Below are 19,518 nucleotides of genomic sequence, written 5' to 3'. Positions count from 1 at the left end.
GAGCCTCAATCCGCCTGCTTGTCGCGCAGGGCCTCGATCTCGGCCGAAATCCTTTGTGTTTCGCGTGCGTCGAGCGTGTTGCCTTCCGTCGCGATCCGTTCGAGCACCTTGATGCGTTCGCGCAGGTCCTCGATCTCACGCTGGGCCTCGTAGTTGCTGCCGATCGTCTCGCTTCCCAAGTGGTCGCGGGTGATCCCGGCGCGCGAACGATGGCGCGATTTTACCATCTCGGTGAACGAGATGATCGCCACCATGATGACCACCGCCGTCCAGAAGCTCACAGTGCCTTCTCCCGTCCGCCGTTGCGGTCCTCGATTGCGTCGAGCGAGCGCAGCTCCTCGATCTGCGAGGCCAGCATGTGATTGCCGTCGGTCGCGATGCGTTCGAGCACGCGCAGTCGTTCCTCGAACTTGCGATAGTCTGCATTGGCTTGCAGCGACTGGGCTGCCTTGGCCTCTTCCTTGCGCACTTCGAGTTCGAGCTTGCGCTCCTTGTGCGCATGTTCGCGCTTCATGATCACGTAACCGAGTCCGAAAGACATGGCCGTAATGACGATGATAAAGCTGAAAATGAGCTGGAGGTCGGGGTCCATCAGTTCACTCCCTCACGTTCGCGCAGGCGATCGATTTCGTGGGTCAGCTGGTAGCCGCTGTCGGTGACAATGCGTTCGACATTGCCGAGCCGGTCCTTGAGCGATCCGAGTTCCGCTCGCAGCTGGGCATTTTCCTGGGTCAGCAGGCGGACGCGCTCCTCGGACTCGGTGGTCTTGGGATAGATCGCTTTCCCCCAGCTGTTCTCCAGGGGGTAGCCGTTCTTCACGCGGATCCAGGTGTTGGCCACCCAGGCCGCCGACATAATCAGGCTTCCTCCGACGAACATCGGGGCAAGGATTTCGAGGGTGGCGAGATCCATCACACCTTCTCCTTGCGCGCGACATCCAGCGGTACGCCCGCGTCACTGTCGGCATTTCTGCGCTCGTCGCGCAGGGCCTCGATCTCGGCCGCAACCGAGTAGCCCTTGTCGGTGACGATGCGTTCGAGCACCTGCATGCGCTTGTCGACCTTGCCCAGCAGGGCACGCAATTCGCCGTTCTCCGCACGAAGTTGCCTGGCCTCGTCGCTGTCCTTGCGCTCGGTCTTGCCGCCCCACTCGTCTTCCAGCGAATAGCCGTGACGCGCTCGGATCCAATTGTTCGCAAGCCAGCCGAAGGTGCTGATCGCGATGATGGAAAGGACGAAAAAGGGTCCGCCGAAGTCCATCACACGTTTTCCCGGCGCGACATGGAAAGCGGCACGCCGGCGTCCTGTTCGTCCACCCGGCGCTGGTCGCGCAGGGCCTCGATCTGCGTGGCGATGTCATAACCGCGGTCGGTCACGATGCGTTCGAGGACACGGACGCGGTCTTCGAGTTCGCTGACACGGCTCGAATATTGCGCTGCCTTTTCGGCAGTGGCTTCGGCCGTGCTGTTGACGTTCATCTCGGCGATTTTTTGCTGGTGCTTGGCCCAGATCGCGACGATCGGGATCATCAGTGCCACGATCGGTATCAGTTCACCCATTTCTCAGTCCTCCCCAGGCGCTGTGCGATGTCGCTCAGCGCAGGCGTTCGATTTCGGCGGTCAGTCGCGGATTGCTGCTGACATAGAAGGTTTCGACTTCGGCCAGGCGGCGATCGACGTCCTTCATCTTGCCGCGGATTTCCCGGGCGGTGCGCTTCGGATTCTGGCGTACGCGCTGCCAGTACTTGCTCTCGTCATGGTCGACGTAGAGGTGCGGCGGCTTCTTGCTCAGCAACAGGCCGGACAGGAAGTAGAAGGGAATGGTCGAACCGCCGGACATGAAGGTCAGGCCGATCAGCCCAAGACGGATCCAGAAGACATTGACCCCGGTGTAGTCGGCGATGCCCGAGCAAACGCCCATGAGCTTTGCATTCTGCTTGTCGCGATAAAGCGTGGTGCGGGGGCTGTTCACTTCATGGCTCCTTTCTTCTCGGCCATCATCTGCTCAAGTTCGCGCAGCTGCTGGTTGTCGGCTTCGCTGTCATGGACGAGGCGCGCCGGACGGAACTCGGGGTTGTCGCTGGCGACCAGGCGCTCGACCGTGTCCATGCGATCATCGAGGCGCTTGGCGAGGTTGTAGAGTTCCTCGAGCAGCACTTCGTCGTCGGTGGTAATGGTCGCTGCAGATTTCCACTTGGTGACGTAGTGCATGATGAGCCACGGCAGCGCGATAAAGAGTATCGGGACGATAATGATTTCGCTCGGAAAATCGCTCACGGGTCAGTCCTCCTTGTCGGCGCTGCCCATTCCGAGCGCCTTTTTCATCTGTTCGAGTTCGTCGTCGATCGCATCCTGGCCTTCGAGCGCGGCGATCTCGTCCGCGAGGCTCGGCTGGCCACTGCCATCGGCAATCTTGAGGGCGTCGGCACGGCCTTCGGCGTAGTCGACGCGGCGTTCGAGCTGGTCGAAGCGGCTTAGCGCCTCGTCCACGCGCTCGTTGGTCATCAGGCTGCGCAGCTTGACGCGGTTCTCGGCGCTTTCGAGGCGGGCAGCGATCGCCGTCTGGCGGCTGCGGGCTTCGCGCAGGCGGTTCTGCAGCTTCTGGATGTCCTGCTCATAGGCGCGCAGGGCATCGTCGAGCACGGCGATTTCCTGCTTCAGCTGTTCCGACATGTCGGCAGCCTTCTTGCGCTCGACCAGAGCGGCGCGGGCCAGGTCCTCGCGGTCCTTCGAAAGGGCCAGCTGGGCCTTCTCCGACCAGTCGGCCTGGAGCTTGTCGAGCTTGACCGTGTGGCGGTGCATTTCCTTCTGGTCGGCGATCGTGCGAGCGGCACTGGCGCGGACCTCGACCAGCGTCTCCTCCATTTCGAGGATGATCATGCGGATCATCTTCTGGGGGTCGTCCGCCTTGTCGAGCATGTCGTTGAAGTTGGCGGCGATGATATCGCGGGTACGGCTGAAAATGCCCATCAAAGGTGCTCCACTGGAGAAAAAGTCCGATCCTGCGCTGCGCCCACCGTCGCGGGTCGGAGTCGGCGAGCGGCGCAACCGTTCTACCTCTTCCTCGATCCGCGACAAGCGGGGGCGGGCCGAAGCGCCATCGGCATCAAAGCCGCGGGGACTGTCGGGGGAGCGGCGCTCCGGCCCAAGGGGATCATGGTCGGGAGGCAGGGTCATGCGATCTCGACCTGTTCGTAAGCGGCCAGCGCCGGGTTCGGCGCGGTCACGGCGATCTGCGAGCTCAGAACCGCGAAAGTGATCATCGCGGCGATGCTGGCAATTGCGGCTTGTCCGAGCTGGCTGCGGAAGAAGCTGCGGTTGTACATCTTGGGGTCCTCCCTGATGCCCGCCGATGAACCGGAGGGCGAATTTGCTGTTGTGGGATATTCAGCAAAGGGCGTGCCAAACTCGCAAAACAACGCAATTCCGCCACTCCTGAAATTATTCGACAAACAGCATATTGGTTCCGATTGCCAACCCTTGGTAATTTTCACTATCTCTTGGGCATGGATCGGGAAGGTCAGTTTATCGGGCAGTCGGCCGAGTTCTTCGACGCGGTGGAGCGCGCCAGTCGCGCGGCTCCGATGCGCCGCCCGGTTCTGGTTATCGGAGAGCGTGGCACCGGCAAGGAACTGATCGCTGAACGCCTGCATCGCTTGTCTACCCGTTGGGACGAACCGCTCGTCACATTGAACTGCGCCGCGTTGCCCGAAACACTGATCGAGGCCGAGCTGTTCGGGCATGAGGCGGGGGCCTTCACCGGTGCCACCAGACAGCGCGCCGGTAGGTTCGAGGAAGCCGACAAGGGCACTTTGTTTCTCGACGAACTGGGCACTCTCTCCATGGGGGCCCAGGAGCGTTTGTTGCGTGCCGTCGAATATGGCGAAGTCACGCGCATCGGGTCGAGCAGGCCGATACGGGTCGATGTCCGCATCGTGGCGGCGACAAACGAAGACCTGCCCGCCAAGGCCGCGCGAGGCGAATTTCGTGCCGACCTGCTCGACCGGCTGAGCTTCGAAGTCATTACCCTGCCGCCATTGCGCGTTCGCGAAGGCGATGTCGAAGTGCTTGCCGATTACTTCGGGCGCAGGATGGCGGCGGAGTTGGGTTGGGAAGGCTGGCCGGGTTTTGCCGCTCATGTCGCGGACCAGATGGAAAAACATGACTGGCCCGGTAACGTGCGTGAATTGCGCAATGTCGTAGAACGCGCGGTCTATCGCTGGGACGACTGGGAACAGCCGATCGGCCATGTCCAGTTCGATCCGTTCGAAAGCCCGTGGAAGCCGGTCAATGCGCCTGCGGCTGCGCGGAGCGCCGCTTCTCCCGTTCCCAGGGCCAGCGTCCCGTCGACCGATTTCGAGGCCATCGATGACCTGCGGACGGCAGTCGATGCACACGAGCGCGCAATCGTCGAGCACGCATTGGGTAAGCATCGCTGGAACCAGCGCCAGACCGCCAAGGCTCTCGGACTCAGCTATGACCAGCTGCGCCACTGCATAAAGAAACATGGCCTGACCGACGGCGAATGAGATCTACCGTTTTGGATGTCCCGAAACGGGACTTTCCCTTACGGAACAGGCAACTTGCTATCGTTGGCCAATCCGAGCATGATCCGTTCGTCTCAAATGGAGGGTCTGGGATGAAACCGAACAAGTTGTTTATCGCCGCCGGCACCGCAACAGCAGCGGTTGCCGCAGTTTTTGCAGGGCCAAGCCTCGCGAACCATTCGTGGAGCAACTACCACTGGTCGACGACCGATGGCGTTGCGCGGCCCGACGTGGTCGACAACACGGTCGGGTCTTGGCCTGCGCGTGTTGCCATCGCCATGGGTGACTGGAACGGCTCCGCACATATCCAGAGCGCGACGTCAGCCGGCACGGCAAACGCCAAGCGCTGCCCCATGGCTTCGGGGACAATCCAGGTATGCAATTCGGCATATGGCCAGACGGGCTGGCTGGGTATTGCCTCGATCAGCCTTTCGGGCGGTCACATCGTCGCTGGCTCGACCAAGCTGAACGACACCTATTTCTCTTATCCGCAGTACAACACGGAAACCTGGAAGCAGCTCGTGACCTGTCAGGAGATCGGCCACGATTACGGCCTCGGTCACCAGAACGAGGATTTCTCCACCGATCTGACGTCGTCGTGCATGGAATACACCAGCGACCCAAGCGGTAACGAACACCCTGACAAGCATGACTACGATCAACTCGCTCTGATCTATAATCACTCCGAAGGTGGTGGTTCGACTTCGTCGAGTGGCGGAAGCAGCGGTGGTCCGGGCAATGGCGGCGGCAAGGGCAAGCCCCTTGGTATCGAGCCTGGCGATAGTCCTGCCCAGTGGGGGAAAGCCGTCGGCAAGGATGCGGCAGGGCGGCCCAACGAGTTCGTGCGCAACTTCAACGGCTACACTGTCATTACCCATGTCACGTGGGCTCCGCATGTGAAGGTGCCGGCAGCACGCGAATAAGCCGAGCTTCGACCTTGGACAACGAGGGGTCCGGTGCGAACCGGGCCCCTTTCCTTTTGCGGTTGCAAATTCGGGGACTCGCGCCTATCTGAACGCCATCCCGACATTGTCGCGACAAAGGAGGGGCTGGCGCCGAAAGGGGCCGGCACCAAACCCCGTTGCTGCAATGTCGACCCGACCGGAGACCGAATGAGCGATATCGCACGCCTGACCGAAGTGATCGAGCCCGAAGCCAATGCGCTGGGTTTCGACCTCGTGCGCGTGAAGATGATGCCGTCCGAAGCCGGCGATGGCGGGCAGGCGCTCCAGATCATGGCCGAGGACCCGGCGACGGGCCAGCTGATCATCGATCAGTGTGCCGCGCTCTCGCGCCGCGTCTCCGACCGGATCGACGCGCTCGAGGAAGCGGGTGAGATGCTGATCGAAGGCGCCTACCACCTCGAAGTTTCGAGCCCCGGCATCGACCGCCCGCTGACCCGCGCGAAGGATTTCGCCAATTGGGCCGGACACGAGACAAAGATTGCGATGGACAAGTCCTGGGATGGCCAGCGCACCCTGCGCGGGATCCTTGAGGGCATCGCCAATGGTCCTGGGGGCGACACCGTCACCATCACCGATCGCAAGGCGGGCAAAGTGTCCGTCCCCCGCGAAATGATCCATTCGGCCCAGCTCGTCTTGACCGACGCGCTGATCGCCGCCACCCAGCCGCTCGACACGAGCGGTGCCGACGATTTCGTCGAAACTGAAGAAGAGGCAGACGACTGATGGCCAGTGCCATTTCCGCCAACAAGGCCGAACTCCTCGCGATCGCCAATTCGGTCGCGTCGGAAAAGATGATCGACAAGTCCATCGTCATCGAGGCGATGGAAGAGGCGATCCAGAAGGCCGCGCGCGCCCGCTACGGTGCCGAGAACGACATCCGCGCCAAGCTGGACCCGCAGACCGGTGACCTGCGCCTGTGGCGCGTCGTCGAAGTCGTCGAGGATGTCGAGGACTACTTCAAGCAGGTCGACCTCAAGCAGGCTGCCAAGCTCGACAAGGACGCCAAGCTGGGTGACTTCATCGTCGACCCGCTGCCCCCGGTCGATCTCGGCCGCATCGACGCGCAGTCGGCCAAGCAGGTGATCTTCCAGAAGGTCCGCGATGCCGAGCGCGAGCGCCAGTACGAGGAATTCAAGGATCGTGCGGGCGAAGTCATCACCGGCGTGATCAAGTCGGTCGAATTCGGCCACGTGATCGTCAACCTCGGCCGCGCCGAAGGCGTCATTCGCCGCGACCAGCAGATCCCGCGCGAAGCCGCCCGTACCGGCGAGCGTGTCCGCGCGCTGATCACCAAGGTCGAGCGCAACAACCGTGGCCCGCAGATTTTCCTCAGCCGCGCGCACCCCGACTTCATGAAGAAGCTTTTCGCGCAGGAAGTGCCCGAAATCTACGATGGCATCATCGAGATCAAGGCCGCCGCGCGCGACCCGGGCAGCCGTGCCAAGATCGGCGTCATCAGCCATGACAGCAGCATCGACCCTGTCGGCGCGTGCGTCGGCATGAAGGGCAGCCGCGTCCAGGCCGTCGTGCAGGAACTGCAGGGCGAGAAGATCGACATCATCCCTTGGTCGGAAGATCAGGCGACCTTCATCGTCAACGCGCTCCAGCCCGCCACCGTCAGCCGCGTCGTCCTCGACGAGGAAGATGGTCGCATCGAAGTCGTCGTTCCCGACGACCAGCTGTCGCTTGCCATCGGCCGTCGCGGCCAGAACGTGCGCCTCGCGAGCCAGCTGACTGCCAACCAGATCGACATCATGACCGAGGAAGAAGCCTCGGAGAAGCGCCAGAAGGAATTCGCCGAGCGCTCCAAGATGTTCGAGGAAGAGCTCGATGTCGACGAAACGCTTTCGCAGCTGCTCGTCGCCGAAGGTTTCGCCGAGCTGGAAGAGGTCGCCTATGTCGAACTCGACGAACTGGCCGGCATCGAAGGTTTCGACGAGGAACTGGCGCAGGAACTTCAGAGCCGTGCGCTCGAAGCCATTGAACGCCAGGAGGCCGCGCATCGCGAGGCCCGCCGCGAACTCGGTGTCGAGGATGACCTCGCCGAACTGCCGCACCTTACGGAGGCCATGCTGGTCACCCTGGGCAAGGCAGGCATCAAGACCCTCGACGATCTTGCCGACCTGGCGACCGACGAACTCATCGCCAAGAAGCGCGAAGCCCCGCGTCGTCGCAACAACGCCGATGGCCCGCCGATGCGGCGTCCCTCGGTGCGCGAGCAGGACAAGGGCGGCGTTCTCGGCGAATATGGCCTGAGCGAAGAGCAGGGCAACGAGATCATCATGGCAGCCCGTGCGCACTGGTTCGAAGACGAAGACGTCTCCGGGCCTGACACCCAGGAGGCCGCCGATGCGGACTCCACCCAATGAGCGCCTGACGCCGGACATCGCTGACACGCCACGGGCACGGACTGCTTCCGAGCCCGAACGGCGCTGCGTCATCTCGGGAGAGACTGCCCTGCGCGAGACCCTTGTGCGGCTGGCGGTCTCGCCGGTTGGCCTCGTGCTGCCCGATGCGCAGGAGAAGGCACCCGGACGCGGCGCATGGATCGGTGTTGACCGTGCCGGGCTGGAGCAGGCGATTGCCAGCGGCAAGCTCAAGGGCGGATTGTCGCGTGCCTTCAAGACGGGCGACCTCGACATCCCCGATAACCTTCCGCAGCTGGTCGAGGATGCGCTGACCCGCGTGTTTCTTGACCGCCTTGGTCTCGAAATGCGCGTTGGCCACCTTATCTTGGGGACGCAGCGGATTGCCGAACATGCCCGTGGCGGCGCCCTGGCTTTGCTGTGCCATGCCAGTGACGCAAGCGAGGACGGACGCAAGAAGCTCGACCAGGCCTGGCGTGTCGGGCGCGAGACCGAAGGATCGGGCGAGCGGGGGCTCGAACTGCCTCTGGACCGGAACGCTTTGTCTGTGGCATTGGGCCGCGACAATGTCGTCCATCTGGCGCTTGCCGATGATGCCGCGGCTGATCGGGTGCTCAAGCCCCTGACGCGCCTCATGCATTTTCTCGGGCAGGACCTGCCCGCCGCAGATGGGCGCGCAATCGCGCGCGCCGAATGACGATTTGAACGATACGAAGAAGAGAAACGAGCGATAATGAGCGACGACGAAAACAAACCTGCCCGCAAGCCCCTCGGCCTCAAGAGGTCGGTGGATGCTGGCGAGGTCAAGCAGACCTTCAGCCACGGCCGCACCAACAAGGTGGTGGTCGAGGTGAAGCAGCGCCGTCGCCTGGTCGGCAAGCCCGGTGAGGTCGCGCCTCCGCCGCCTCCGCCGCCTCCGCCGCCTCCGCCGCCTCCGGCAGCTGCAAAGCCTGCCCCGAAGAAGGCTGTTCCTTCGGGAGAAACGCCGCAGGAGCGCGTCGCTCGCCTCCAGCGCGAAGCCGAAGAAGCTCGCCTCGCCACCCTTGCCGAGCAGACCGCGCGCGAAGCCGAAGAAGCTCGCCTTGCTGCCGAAGACGAGAAGAAGCGCGCAGAGGAAAATCGCAAGGCTGAGGAAGAAGCCGCCAAGCGCGCCGCCGAAGAGGCCAAGGCCGCGCCGGCAGAGGAGCCCGAAGGCGAGCAGGAAGTTTCCGAAGACGGCACTCCCACGCCCGCGCCGCGCCGCTTCACGCCGGTCGCCCGTCCGGAACCCAAGAAGCCCGAAAAGAAGAAGAAGGACGAAAAGCGCCCCGCTCCGGAGTCGGACGAGCGCGCCGACAAGCGTCGTTCGGGCAAGCTGACCGTCAATCGTGCCCTCAACGAGGACGAAGGTCGTCGTGCCCGTTCGCTCGCCGCGCTCAAGCGTGCCCGCGAGAAGGAACGCCGCATGCAGGGCGGTCCGCAGAAGGCTCGTGAAAAGCAGGTTCGCGACGTTGTCGTCCCCGAGGCGATCACCGTCGGCGAGCTGGCCAAGCGCATGGGCGAGAAGGGCGCCGACCTGGTGAAGGAGCTCTTCAACCTCGACATGATGGTCACCGTCAACCAGACCATCGACCAGGACACTGCAGAGCTGCTCGTCGAGCAGTTCGGCCACAACATCCAGAAGGTTTCCGAAGCCGACGTCGACATCGATACGACCGAGGACCAGGATCCGGAAGAAACGCTGAAGCCGCGTCCGCCGGTCGTGACCATCATGGGCCACGTCGACCACGGCAAGACCTCGCTGCTCGACGCTCTTCGCGGTGCGAACGTGGTCAAGGGCGAAGCCGGTGGCATCACCCAGCACATCGGCAGCTACCAGGTTAAGACCAAGGGCGGTGACACCATCACCTTCCTCGACACGCCGGGCCACGCCGCGTTTACCGAAATGCGCCAGCGCGGTGCCAACGTGACCGATATCGTGGTGCTTGTGGTGGCCGCAGACGACGGCATCATGCCGCAGACGATCGAGGCCATCAATCACACCAAGGCTGCCGGCGTCCCGATGATCGTGGCCATCAACAAGATGGACAAGCCGGAAGCCGATCCGAACAACATCCGCACCCGCCTGCTTGAGCACGAGGTGATCGTCGAAGCGATGTCGGGCGATGTGCAGGACGTGGAGATCTCGGCCAAGGCCAAGACCGGGCTCGACGAACTGCTCGAGAAGATTGCCCTGCAGGCCGAACTGCTGGAACTCAAAGCTCGCCCCGACCGCATGGCCGAGGCGACCGTGATCGAGGCGCAGCTCGACAAGGGCCGCGGACCGGTTGCGACCGTGCTGATCACCCGTGGTACGCTGAAGCGTGGCGACACCTTCGTCGTCGGCACCGAAAGCGGTCGCGTCCGTGCGATCATCGACGACAAGGGCAAGCAGATCAAGGAAGCCGGGCCCTCCATGCCGGTCGAGGTCCTCGGCCTCGGCGGGGTGCCGCGTGCCGGTGACCAGCTGACCGTCGTCGAGAACGAACAGCGTGCGCGTGAAGTTGCTGCCTACCGTCAGGAAAAGGCGACCGAAAAGCGCACGGCGCTGGCCCCGACCAGCTTCGACACGATGTTCAACAACCTCGCATCGAACGTGATCGAATTCCCTGTCGTGGTGAAGGCCGACGTCCAGGGTTCGGTCGAAGCGATCGTGACTGCGTTGCACAACCTCTCGAACGACGAGATCAAGGTGCGCGTGCTGCACGCCGGTGTTGGTGCGATTACCGAAAGCGACGTTACTCTCGCTTCGGCTTCCAAGGCCCCGATCATCGGCTTCAACGTCCGTCCCAACGCCAAGGCTCGCGAGCTGGTGAAGCGCGACGGGGTCGAGATGAAGTACTACGATGTCATCTATCACCTGACCGAGGAAATCGCGAAGGAGATGGCAGGCGAGCTGGGTCCCGAGCGGATCGAGCACGTGGTCGGCCGCGCTCAGGTCAAGGAAGTCTTCCGTTCGGGCAAGCGCGACAAGGCCGCAGGCCTGCTGGTCGAGGAAGGCGTCATCCGCAAGGGCCTCCATGCCCGTCTCACGCGCGACGACGTCATCGTTTCGGCGACGACCATCGCCTCGCTGCGCCGCTTCAAGGACGACGTCGACGAAGTTCGCGCGGGCCTCGAATGCGGTGTGGTCCTCGCCGACACGAACGACATCCAGCCGGGCGACCAGCTCGAAGTCTTCGAGGTCGAGGAGCGTGAGCGCACGCTTTGAGCGCGACCGAGCACGCCCTGGGGCACGCCCATGCCGAACTGATGGGCGTGCAGTTCGTCAGCTTCGACAGGGAGCGCGAGGAAATTACCTTGCGCTTCCACGCGCCTGACAGCTTCATCACCCCGCGCGGGTCCGTGCAGGGCGGCCTCGTCGCGGGCTTCCTCGACGAGGTGATGGGCTGGGCGCATGTCTGGGCAACAGACCAGGAAGAAGCACCGCTCAATCTAGAGATTTCGATGAGCCTGCTGAAGCCGGTCCTCAAGGGTCCGATCGTCGGCAAGGGCCGCGTCGTCCGGCGCGGTCGCAAGGTCATTTTCCTCGAAGGCGAACTGTTCGACGAGGCGGGCAACCTGCTCGCCCGATCGACAAGCACGGCGATCCCCACACCGAGGCCGGTCGTCGAGCCGCGCTGATGGGGCGCGTGGTAGCTTTCCTCGGCAGCATCAATGTCGGCGGAAACCGGATCAAGATGGTCGATCTCGTCGCCGCGCTGAACGATGCCGGGTTCGAGGACGTCTCGACCGTCGCCGCCAGCGGCAATGTGATCCTTCCCGACCGACACGATCCCGCAATGTTGGAGATGCGTCTCGAAAGCGTGGTCCAGCAGCGCTTCGGGTTCAAATCCTGCGCCATGGTCCGCAGTGCGGACGAAATCCGGTCCGCGATCCTGGACAATCCCTTTCACGGAATGGGTCCGCAACACGGTTCGGACAAGATGGTCCATTCCATCTTCCTCAGCCAGCAGCCCGACCCGTCGGCGGTCGACGCATTGATCGAGGAGCACCGGACGAAAGGCAGCGAGCGGCTGGCCCTTGGCAGCAATCGCGTGCTCTTCCTCGACTACGTGCACGGAGTGGGTGTATCGGACCTGTCGAACAAGCTTCTCGAGCGGCGACTGGGGTGCAAGGGCACCGCACGCAACATGACCTCGCTCAAACGCATACTCGCAAAGATGGAAGAACCCGCCTGATGGCCCGTCACCAGCACTCCACCCCCGAACAGCAATCGGTCCGCGTCCTCAAGGTGGGCGAGCGGGTGCGCCACATCCTGTCTGAACTGCTGGCCCGAGGCGAGGCGCACGACGATATCCTGCGCGCGCACCATATCTCGGTGACCGAGGTTCGCATGACGCCCGACCTGCGCAATGCGAAGGCCTATGTGAAGCCGCTTCTCGGCAAGGACGAGGCGGTGGTTCTCAAGGCGCTGCGGACCAATACGGCCTTCTTCCAGAAAGAAGTCGCCCAGCGCCTCGGCCTGAAGTTCGCCCCCAAGCTGAATTTCCAGCCCGACGAGAGCTTCGACGAGGCCGACCGGATCGAACGGCTGCTGTCCGATCCCAAGGTCACGCGGGACCTCGACGAAGAGGAATGATCTGCTAGCCTTCCCGCAAGAAGCGGGGAGGGGCGGATGGACTATACTCGGATTGCCTGCGACCGGCCGCGCGATGGCGTGGCCCGGATCACGCTTGCCCGGCCCGACAAGGCGAATGCGCAGGACAAGGCGATGCTCTACCAGCTCGACCATGCGCTGGCGCAGGCTGCGCGCGACGATGCCGTGCGCTGCATCGTGCTTGCTGCGGAGGGGGAACACTTCTCCTCCGGTCACGATCTGCGCGAAGATACCTCGCTGTCGGATCATCATCCGGTAACCCTGTGGAGCGGGTTCGACGACGCGGGGCAGGCCGGGCAGATGGCTTCGGAGCACGAGATGTACCTCGGCCTGTGCCGTCGCTGGCGCGACCTGCCGAAGCCCGTGGTCGTTCAGGTCCAGGGCAAGTGCATGGCCGGCGGGCTGATGCTGGTCTGGCCCTTCGACATCGTCATCGCCAGCGACGATGCGCGCTTTTCCGATCCGACCGTGGCCTTCGGCGTCAACGGGGTGGAATATTTCGCGCACGTCTGGGAGCTCGGCCATCGCAAGGCGCGCGAGTTGCTTTTCGTGGGCGGGGAGATGACGGCGGAGGAGTGCCGCCAGCTCGGCATGGTCAATCACGTGGTCCCGCGCGCCAGGCTAGAGGATTTCACGCTCGACATGGCTGCTCGCATTGCGCGCCGCCCGCTCATCGGCCTGCGGCTCGCCAAGCTGGCCTGCAACCAGAGCCTCGATGCGCAAGGCTATTCCACCGCATTGCAGGCGGCGATGGGCTGGCAGCAGGTCGGTCATGCGAATGCGCGGCTGGTCCATGGAATGCCCGTCGACCCCAGCGGGGCCGAAACGATCCGGCGTGAAGCCAAGGGGGAGGGCTGAGCTTGGCAGGCGACTGGGTGCTGCGGCCTTTCCGTACAGGCGACATGGGCACGATCGCCGCGCGGCAGGCGATCCTCTACGAACAGGAGAATGGCTGGGGGACGAAGCTGGAGGCGATCATTCTCGACATCGCTGCACGCTTCCTGCGCGAGTTCGACCCTGCGAAGGAGCAATGCTGGGTCGCAGAGCGTGACGGGCGCATCCTGGGATCGGTCTTCATGGTCAAGGAGCCCGGCGAACCGGAAACCGCGCGGTTGCGTCTCCTTTATGTCGAACCCGAGGCGAGGGGGCTGGGTATCGGCAATGCGCTGGTTGCCGAATGCACAAGGTTCGCGCGCGAGTCTGGCTACAATCGGATCGTGCTGTGGACCCATGCCGTGCTCGAAAGCGCACGCCGCATCTACGCCGCCGAGGGGTATCGGATCATCGCTTCGGAGACCCAGGAGGAATTCGGCAGGCCCGAAGTCAGCGAGACGTGGCTGCTCGACCTCGCCTAGCTCAGCCCGGTGTCATCCGGGTCCTGATCCTGATGTCGACCTTGCGGCCGACGATCAGCGAATAGGAGGTCATGCCGAAATCACGGCGGTCGATGGTGGTCCTTGCCGTCAGCGCCAGCGCTTCGCCGGCCCTGGCCTTCGAGGGCGGCGTGTCGAATGCGACGTCCAGTGTCACCGGCTTGGTGATTCCGCGCGCGGTGAGATTGCCGGACACGCGTCCATTGCGTTCGTCGGTCATCGCCATGCCCTTGCCGCTGAACTGCACGGTCGGGTACTTCTCGACCCAGAAGAATTTCGGCCCCCGGAGGCGCGAAAGGGTCACCTTGTCTGGAGCTTCGAGCGCGCGAGCGTCGAGCGTTACCTCGAGCGACATACCCGACGGATCGCCTGCGGGCAGCAGGGCGGTGCCGCTGACCTTGGGAAACTTGGCTGTCTTGCTGGCGAGGCCGAAGAACGCGACCTTTGCAGAGACATCGCTGGCATCGCTCTGTAGCGAATAACGCTGTGCTGCAGGAGCTGCGGCGAGGCAACCGAGGGCGAGGGCTGCGACTGGCATTAAGCGCATTTTCTCTCTCCGTACCCCGAAGCGATTGTCGGCCTTTTCCAGCGGCGCGTCAAACCTTGGGATTGCCGATCACGCCACCCTCCCGAAGCTTTGCGCTGGCCGCTAGGCTCATCCTCATGGCCAAGCTCTACTTCTACTACGCCAGCATGAATGCCGGTAAATCTTCGACCCTGTTGCAGGCGGATTTCAACTATCGCGAGCGAGGGATGCGAACCATGCTCTGGACTGCGAAGCTCGATACCAGAAGCGAGGGAATGGTCCGCAGTCGCATCGGGCTGGAAGCGGATTCGCACCGCTACGTTCCGGAAACCGACCTGTGGGCAGAGGTTGCCGCCGCGAACCGGGTCCAGCCTATCGACTGCGTGCTTGTGGATGAGGCGCAATTCCTTACCAAGGCGCAAGTCTGGCAGCTTGCACGGCTGTCGGACGAGGCAGGGATCCCCGTTGTGTGTTATGGCCTGAGAACTGATTTCCAGGGCGAGCTTTTTCCCGGTTCGGCGGCGCTGCTGGGAATTGCGGACAAGCTCGTCGAACTGAAAGGCGTGTGCCACTGCGGGCGGAAGGCGACGATGAACCTGCGTGTCGATGCCGATGGTAAGGCGGTGAAGGCCGGCGAGCAGACTGAAATCGGCGGTAACGACCGCTACGTAGCCCTGTGCCGCAAGCATTTCGTGGAAGCGCTGGCGGGTTAGGCCTGCGCACCCTATCTAGCGCGACATGACCGATACCATCCTCATGGCACTGATCCTCATTCCGTGCCTGATCATTGCCATAGTCTTTCACGAGGTCGCGCACGGCTGGACCGCGCTCGCGCTTGGCGACCCGACTGCCAAGGAACAGCGGCGCTTGTCGCTGAACCCGCTCCGTCATGTCGATCCGGTTGGCACGCTGCTGGTACCAGGTGCGCTGGCACTGTTCGGCGGGCCGGTTTTCGGCTGGGCCAAGCCCGTGCCGGTCAATGCGCGGCGCCTCAACAACCCGCGTTACGGCATGATGGTGGTGGCCGCAGCGGGGCCCGCGACGAATATCCTGCTGGCCTTCATCGGGGCCGTAATCACCGGCGTAGCATGGGGCGTCAGCGGCTCGGACCTGCCCGACTGGGCGATGACCGCATTCGCCAGCTTCATCATGATCAACGCCTTCCTCGCGTTCTTCAACCTGCTGCCGCTCCCGCCGTTCGACGGGTCGCACATCGTGGGTGGGCTGCTGCCTCGCAGCATGGCCGTACAATGGCAGAAACTGCAGCAACTGGGCATGCTGCTGATCATCGTCCTGATCGCCGCCACTTGGGCTTTTCCGAATAGCGGGATTATCGAGCACGTGGTCTTGCCGCCGGTGCAGTGGATCGTCGAACGGTTCTTCGGTCTTGCCGACGGCATCGCCAACGCCATCCGCGGATGAGCGACGCGAAACCTGCACCCCACGGCTGGCTGATCCTCGACAAGCCGCGCGGGCTTGGCTCGACACAGGCGGTCGGCATGGTCAAGCGCGTCTTGCGACAGGGCGGCTACGCAAAGTCCAAGGTCGGCCACGGCGGTACGCTCGACCCGCTCGCCGAGGGCGTCCTGCCGATCGCACTGGGAGAGGCGACCAAGCTGGCCGGGCGGATGCTCGATTCCGACAAGATCTACGATTTCACGATCCGCTTCGGCGAAGAGACCGACACGCTCGACACCGAGGGCGAAGTCGTCGGACGGTCGGAAAAGCTGCCTTCTCCTGCCGAAGTTGCGGCCATCCTCCCGCAATTCACGGGGCCCATCGAGCAGGCCCCGCCGGTGTATTCGGCAATAAAGGTCGATGGGAAACGTGCCTATGACCGCGCCCGGGCTGGCGAGGAGGTGGAGATGAAATTGCGGCCCGTCACGATCCATGCGCTCGATGTCGTCGACGACTCCACCCCGGGCGAGACGACCCTGCGCGCCCATGTCTCGAAGGGCACGTACATCCGTTCGCTGGCACGGGATATCGCACATGCGGTTGGAAGCCTCGGACACGTCACCTATTTAAGGCGCATAAAGGCCGGTCCCTTCCTCGAAAATGGGGCGATTCCGCTGGACAAACTGGAGGAAGTCGCTAAGGGCGCGCCGATTGAATACCTACTCCTGCCGCTCGAGGCGGGGCTGGACGACATCCCGGCCTTGCAACTCGATCCCGACAGCGCGCAGGCGGTCCGCCAGGGCCGGGTATTGTCGGAACTGCCCCATACCGACGGGCTCTATCTTGCGAGGCTGGGCCAGACCCCGGTGGCGTTGATGGAACTCAGCGGTGGCTCGGCCAAGGTCGTGCGGGGCTTCAATATCCCAGATGTCGCGGAGTGAATTGAATGTCGGTTACCGCCGAAAAGAAGCAAGAGATCATCAAGGACAACGCCGTCGCCAAGGGCGACACCGGTTCGCCGGAAGTCCAGGTCGCGATCCTCACCGAACGCATCCGTAACCTCACGGGCCACTTCAAGGATCACCACAAGGACAACCACTCGCGCCGTGGCCTCCTGATGATGGTCAACAAGCGCCGCAACCTGCTCGCATACCTGAAGAAGAAGGATGTTGAGCGGTACAATGCGCTGATCGCGAAGCTGGGTCTTCGCAAGTAAGAGTTTCCGGAGGGGCGGCTCACAAGGCCGCCCCTTCGTCTATCCGGCTCCCGTGCAATCCGGCTGGGAGCGGACCAAGGGGCGCAGATAGCCCCGCACCGGACCGGGACGGCATACCCGGCACTGCAGGCCCCACGACGCAATGTGGCGCGTGGGTTCGAAAAGGAAAATCAATGTTCGACACGAAAACCGTATCGATGGAGTGGGGCGGAAAAACCCTCACCCTCGAAACCGGCCGCATTGCCCGTCAGGCCGACGGCGCTGTTCTGGCCACCTATGGCGAAACCGTGGTGCTGTGCGCCGTGACCGCCGCCAAGAACGTGAAGGAAGGGCAGGACTTCTTCCCGCTCACCGTTCACTATCAGGAAAAGTTCTTTGCCTCGGGCCGCATCCCCGGTGGCTTCTTCAAGCGTGAACGCGGCGCGACGGAAAAGGAAACGCTAGTTTCCCGCCTTATCGACCGTCCGGTCCGCCCGCTGTTTCCCGAAGGTTTCTACAACGAAATCAACGTCATTGCACAGGTCCTGTCGTTCGACGGCGAGTGCGAACCCGATGTGCTGGCGATGATCGCCGCCTCGGCTGCCCTGACGATCTCGGGTGTGCCCTTCATGGGCCCGATCGGGGCCTGCCGCGTCGGCTACAAGGACGGCGAATACACGCTGAACCCGAAGCAGGACGTCGCTATCGCCGAAGGCGAACTCGATCTCGTCGTAGCTGCCACCGGCAATGCCGTGATGATGGTTGAATCCGAAGCCAAGGAGCTTTCGGAAGACGTCATGCTCGGCGCGGTCATCTTCGCGCACGAAGAGTGCAAGAAGGTCGTCAACCTGATCGTCGACCTGGCTGAGAAGGCTGCCAAGGAACCTTGGGAAGTCGCGGTCAACGACAATTCGGCGATCAAGGACCAGCTCAAGAAGCTCATCGGTGACGACGTTGCCGCTGCCTACAAGCTGACCGACAAGTCGGCCCGCTCGGCCGCTCTCAATGCGGCTCGCGACAAGGCCAAGGAAGCTTTCGCCGGCGAAGACGCCCAGACCCAGATGGTCGCCATCAAGACCATGAAGAAGGTCGAAGCCGATATCGTGCGCGGTGCGATCCTCAAGGACGGCACCCGCATCGACGGCCGCAAGGTCGATCAGGTCCGCCCGATCGAAGCCATGGTCGGCTTCCTCCCGCGTACCCACGGTTCGGCCCTTTTCACCCGCGGTGAAACGCAGTCGATCTGCACCACCACGCTGGGTACCAAGGACAGCGAGCAGATGATCGACGGCCTCGAAGGCCTGAGCTACTCGAACTTCATGCTGCACTACAACTTCCCGCCCTATTCGGTCGGTGAAGTGGGCCGCTTCGGCGCTCCCTCGCGTCGTGACACCGGCCACGGCAAGCTTGCCTGGCGTGCGCTGCAGGCGGTCCTGCCGAGCAAGGAAGACTTCCCCTACACCATCCGTGTGGTCTCGGACATTACCGAGTCCAACGGTTCTTCCTCGATGGCCACCGTCTGCGGCGGCGCGCTGTCGATGATGGATGCAGGCGTTCCGATCACCCGTCCGGTGTCCGGTATCGCGATGGGCCTGATCCTCGAAGGCGACGACTTCACCGTGCTGTCCGACATCCTGGGTGACGAAGATCACCTTGGCGACATGGACTTCAAGGTGGCCGGCACCAGCGAAGGCATCACCACGATGCAGATGGACATCAAGGTCGCGGGCATCACGCGCGAGATTTTCCAGGCTGCTCTGGAGCAGGCGAAGGGTGGCCGCGCGCACATCCTCGGCGAAATGACCAAGGCCCTTGGTTCGGCTCGTACCGAGCTTTCGGCTCACGCACCGCGCATCGAAACCATGCAGATCGACAAGTCGAAGATCCGCGACGTTATCGGTACCGGCGGCAAGGTGATCCGCGAGATCGTCGCCGAGACCGGCGCCAAGGTCGACATCGACGACGAAGGCCTGATCAAGATCAGCTCGTCCGACCTGTCGCAGATCGAGGCTGCCAAGGCCTGGATCCAGGGCATCGTGGAAGAGCCGGAAGTCGGCAAGATCTACAACGGCAAGGTCGTCAACATCGTCGACTTCGGTGCCTTCGTGAACTTCATGGGCGGCAAGGACGGCCTCGTCCACGTCAGCGAAATGAAGAACGAGCGCGTCGAGAAGCCGACCGACGTCGTGTCGGAAGGTCAGGAAGTTAAGGTCAAGGTCCTCGAGATCGACAACCGTGGGAAGGTTCGCCTGTCGATGCGCGTCGTCGACCAGGAAACCGGCGAAGAGCTGGAGGACACCCGTCCCCCCCGCGAACCCCGTGAGCCCCGTGGCGATCGCGGTCCTCGTGGCGACCGTGGTGGTGACCGTCGTGGTGGTCGCGGGCCCCGTGGCGACCGCGGTGACCGTGGCCCCCGTCGCGACCGCGACGGCGGTGGCGAGGCCCACGTTCCCGACTTCCTGAAGGACTAAGCGCCTTCTAAGGTTATAGAGAGGGGCCGCGGGTTCGCCTGCGGTCCCTTTTCTTTGGAGA

Annotated in this window: 26 protein-coding genes; 16 read left to right on the top strand and 10 right to left on the bottom strand. The window is 63.2% G+C overall.

Going from position 1 to position 19,518, the window contains the following annotated elements; translation table 11 throughout:
- Positions 1–5: 5 nt before the first annotated feature.
- The 9 genes from IRL76_RS09335 to IRL76_RS09295 are packed head-to-tail and all read right to left on the bottom strand — an operon-like array spanning position 6 to position 3,324.
- Entirely contained in the window at positions 6–281 is a 276-nt protein-coding gene (locus IRL76_RS09335; RefSeq protein ID WP_200981092.1) for a hypothetical protein, read from the bottom strand.
- The gene (locus IRL76_RS09330; protein WP_200981091.1) at positions 278–592 is read right to left on the bottom strand and encodes a hypothetical protein; all 315 of its coding nucleotides are present in this window, start codon (positions 590–592) and stop codon (positions 278–280) included. Before IRL76_RS09330 ends, IRL76_RS09335 begins: the two co-directional genes overlap by 4 nt.
- Positions 592–912: a hypothetical protein gene (locus IRL76_RS09325; protein ID WP_200981090.1), complete on the bottom strand. Its 321-nt coding sequence runs from the start codon at positions 910–912 to the stop codon at positions 592–594. The genes IRL76_RS09330 and IRL76_RS09325 overlap by 1 nt, the downstream gene beginning before the upstream one ends.
- Positions 912–1,259, bottom strand: coding sequence for a hypothetical protein (locus IRL76_RS09320; protein WP_200981089.1), 348 nt, complete (start codon positions 1,257–1,259; stop codon positions 912–914). The genes IRL76_RS09325 and IRL76_RS09320 overlap by 1 nt, the downstream gene beginning before the upstream one ends.
- Positions 1,259–1,558, bottom strand: coding sequence for a hypothetical protein (locus IRL76_RS09315; RefSeq protein ID WP_200981088.1), 300 nt, complete (start codon positions 1,556–1,558; stop codon positions 1,259–1,261). Before IRL76_RS09315 ends, IRL76_RS09320 begins: the two co-directional genes overlap by 1 nt.
- A 34-nt stretch (positions 1,559–1,592) precedes the next feature.
- Positions 1,593–1,970 (bottom strand): envelope stress response membrane protein PspC, encoded by a 378-nt coding sequence (gene pspC, locus IRL76_RS09310; RefSeq protein ID WP_200981087.1) that lies wholly within the window; start codon positions 1,968–1,970, stop codon positions 1,593–1,595.
- The gene (gene pspB, locus IRL76_RS09305) at positions 1,967–2,275 is read right to left on the bottom strand and encodes an envelope stress response membrane protein PspB (protein WP_281388102.1); all 309 of its coding nucleotides are present in this window, start codon (positions 2,273–2,275) and stop codon (positions 1,967–1,969) included. Before pspB ends, pspC begins: the two co-directional genes overlap by 4 nt.
- Positions 2,276–2,278: 3 nt before the next feature.
- On the bottom strand, positions 2,279–3,169 hold the full coding sequence (gene pspA / locus IRL76_RS09300) for a phage shock protein PspA (protein ID WP_425504521.1): 891 nt from the start codon (positions 3,167–3,169) through the stop codon (positions 2,279–2,281).
- Positions 3,170–3,171: 2 nt separating this feature from the next.
- Entirely contained in the window at positions 3,172–3,324 is a 153-nt protein-coding gene (locus IRL76_RS09295) for a hypothetical protein (protein WP_200981086.1), read from the bottom strand.
- Between the two features lie 180 nt (positions 3,325–3,504).
- Between IRL76_RS09295 and pspF the strand changes: the two genes are divergently transcribed.
- From pspF to IRL76_RS09240, 11 genes are all read left to right on the top strand, one after another.
- Positions 3,505–4,527, top strand: a complete 1,023-nt coding sequence (gene pspF, locus IRL76_RS09290; RefSeq protein ID WP_200981085.1) for a phage shock protein operon transcriptional activator — start codon at positions 3,505–3,507, stop codon at positions 4,525–4,527.
- Between the two features lie 110 nt (positions 4,528–4,637).
- Complete coding sequence (locus IRL76_RS09285; protein ID WP_200981084.1) at positions 4,638–5,468, top strand: hypothetical protein; 831 nt, start codon at positions 4,638–4,640, stop codon at positions 5,466–5,468.
- Positions 5,469–5,657: 189 nt separating this feature from the next.
- Complete coding sequence (gene rimP / locus IRL76_RS09280; RefSeq protein ID WP_200981083.1) at positions 5,658–6,233, top strand: ribosome maturation protein RimP; 576 nt, start codon at positions 5,658–5,660, stop codon at positions 6,231–6,233.
- Positions 6,233–7,879: a transcription termination factor NusA gene (gene nusA / locus IRL76_RS09275; protein WP_200981082.1), complete on the top strand. Its 1,647-nt coding sequence runs from the start codon at positions 6,233–6,235 to the stop codon at positions 7,877–7,879. The genes rimP and nusA overlap by 1 nt, the downstream gene beginning before the upstream one ends.
- A complete protein-coding gene (locus IRL76_RS09270; protein WP_200981081.1) occupies positions 7,860–8,573 on the top strand; it encodes a DUF448 domain-containing protein in 714 nt (237 codons plus the stop codon). Before nusA ends, IRL76_RS09270 begins: the two co-directional genes overlap by 20 nt.
- Before the next feature lie 36 nt (positions 8,574–8,609).
- Entirely contained in the window at positions 8,610–11,105 is a 2,496-nt protein-coding gene (infB, locus tag IRL76_RS09265; protein WP_200981080.1) for a translation initiation factor IF-2, read from the top strand.
- The gene (locus IRL76_RS09260; RefSeq protein WP_343072233.1) at positions 11,102–11,518 is read left to right on the top strand and encodes a PaaI family thioesterase; all 417 of its coding nucleotides are present in this window, start codon (positions 11,102–11,104) and stop codon (positions 11,516–11,518) included. Before infB ends, IRL76_RS09260 begins: the two co-directional genes overlap by 4 nt.
- Positions 11,518–12,075, top strand: coding sequence for a DUF1697 domain-containing protein (locus IRL76_RS09255; protein ID WP_200981079.1), 558 nt, complete (start codon positions 11,518–11,520; stop codon positions 12,073–12,075). The genes IRL76_RS09260 and IRL76_RS09255 overlap by 1 nt, the downstream gene beginning before the upstream one ends.
- The gene (rbfA, locus tag IRL76_RS09250; RefSeq protein ID WP_200981078.1) at positions 12,075–12,476 is read left to right on the top strand and encodes a 30S ribosome-binding factor RbfA; all 402 of its coding nucleotides are present in this window, start codon (positions 12,075–12,077) and stop codon (positions 12,474–12,476) included. The genes IRL76_RS09255 and rbfA overlap by 1 nt, the downstream gene beginning before the upstream one ends.
- Before the next feature lie 36 nt (positions 12,477–12,512).
- Positions 12,513–13,352 (top strand): enoyl-CoA hydratase, encoded by an 840-nt coding sequence (locus tag IRL76_RS09245; protein WP_200981077.1) that lies wholly within the window; start codon positions 12,513–12,515, stop codon positions 13,350–13,352.
- Positions 13,353–13,354: 2 nt separating this feature from the next.
- Entirely contained in the window at positions 13,355–13,849 is a 495-nt protein-coding gene (locus tag IRL76_RS09240) for a GNAT family N-acetyltransferase (RefSeq protein ID WP_200981076.1), read from the top strand.
- Between the two features lies 1 nt (position 13,850).
- Here IRL76_RS09240 and IRL76_RS09235 read toward each other — a convergent pair whose 3' ends face one another.
- Complete coding sequence (locus IRL76_RS09235) at positions 13,851–14,405, bottom strand: YceI family protein (RefSeq protein ID WP_246449643.1); 555 nt, start codon at positions 14,403–14,405, stop codon at positions 13,851–13,853.
- A 125-nt stretch (positions 14,406–14,530) separates the two neighbouring features.
- Here IRL76_RS09235 and IRL76_RS09230 point away from each other — a divergent pair, with 125 nt between their 5' ends.
- From IRL76_RS09230 to pnp, 5 genes are all read left to right on the top strand, one after another.
- Positions 14,531–15,106: a thymidine kinase gene (locus tag IRL76_RS09230; protein ID WP_200981074.1), complete on the top strand. Its 576-nt coding sequence runs from the start codon at positions 14,531–14,533 to the stop codon at positions 15,104–15,106.
- Between the two features lie 25 nt (positions 15,107–15,131).
- Positions 15,132–15,815, top strand: coding sequence for a site-2 protease family protein (locus tag IRL76_RS09225; RefSeq protein WP_200981073.1), 684 nt, complete (start codon positions 15,132–15,134; stop codon positions 15,813–15,815).
- Positions 15,812–16,732 (top strand): tRNA pseudouridine(55) synthase TruB, encoded by a 921-nt coding sequence (gene truB, locus IRL76_RS09220; RefSeq protein ID WP_200981072.1) that lies wholly within the window; start codon positions 15,812–15,814, stop codon positions 16,730–16,732. The genes IRL76_RS09225 and truB overlap by 4 nt, the downstream gene beginning before the upstream one ends.
- A gap of 5 nt (positions 16,733–16,737) precedes the next feature.
- Positions 16,738–17,007, top strand: coding sequence for a 30S ribosomal protein S15 (gene rpsO, locus IRL76_RS09215; RefSeq protein ID WP_200981071.1), 270 nt, complete (start codon positions 16,738–16,740; stop codon positions 17,005–17,007).
- Between the two features lie 173 nt (positions 17,008–17,180).
- Positions 17,181–19,457 (top strand): polyribonucleotide nucleotidyltransferase, encoded by a 2,277-nt coding sequence (gene pnp, locus IRL76_RS09210; RefSeq protein ID WP_200981070.1) that lies wholly within the window; start codon positions 17,181–17,183, stop codon positions 19,455–19,457.
- Positions 19,458–19,518: the final 61 nt, after the last annotated feature.

This window comes from Qipengyuania soli (assembly GCF_015529805.1).
Lineage (GTDB): Bacteria > Pseudomonadota > Alphaproteobacteria > Sphingomonadales > Sphingomonadaceae > Qipengyuania > Qipengyuania soli.
The sequence above is the reverse complement of the archived record's forward strand: the minus strand, read 5'-3'. Positions and strand labels throughout refer to the sequence as shown.